Origin of the sequence: Moraxella oculi (genome assembly GCF_023336735.1) — a bacterium.
Lineage (GTDB): Bacteria > Pseudomonadota > Gammaproteobacteria > Pseudomonadales > Moraxellaceae > Moraxella > Moraxella oculi.
Genome location: NZ_JAMBAQ010000067.1, coordinates 1 through 462, shown reverse-complemented (window position 1 = coordinate 462; position 462 = coordinate 1). Strand labels below are relative to the sequence as shown.

1 protein-coding gene is annotated in these 462 nt (G+C 46.5%); it reads right to left on the bottom strand.

The genetic code is table 11. The features are described 5' to 3' along the window. Positions 1 to 84: 84 nt before the first annotated feature. The coding region (locus M2R47_RS09410; RefSeq protein ID WP_249102545.1) for a YadA family autotransporter adhesin at positions 85 to 462 on the bottom strand (378 nt) is incomplete at its 5' end.

Below are 462 nucleotides of genomic sequence, written 5' to 3'. Positions count from 1 at the left end.
TGTTTCATATAAATTCCTATTAATAACAACTTGAAAAGCCGCCTCGTCTCAACAAGACGGCTTGGTTTTGTTAGAGTTTAGGGGTTACCATTGGTAGCCTAGACCTGAACCAATGGTGTAATCACCTTGGGTCGTGGCACTGCCAGAGATTTTAAAGATGATATTTTCATTGTCGCTAGAACTTGAAAAGCCCACAGCAATGGCATTTTGACCTTTATAATGACCCAAGCCAACACCCAAAAGGTTTGCACCAGGGCGTGTGACTTGAGGGATATTCATCATGGCCGTGTTGCCTGCAATGCCTGCACGATAGCCCTTATCCATCATCTCAATTCTTTGGCCAATCTGATTAACCGCTCCATGCAACTGCCCCACATTCACCGCATCCGTCATGTCAACACCAGGGGCGACATTGGTGATGCGTTGACCACCGTTGTTCAAGCCTTGAGCAGTCAGGCTGAT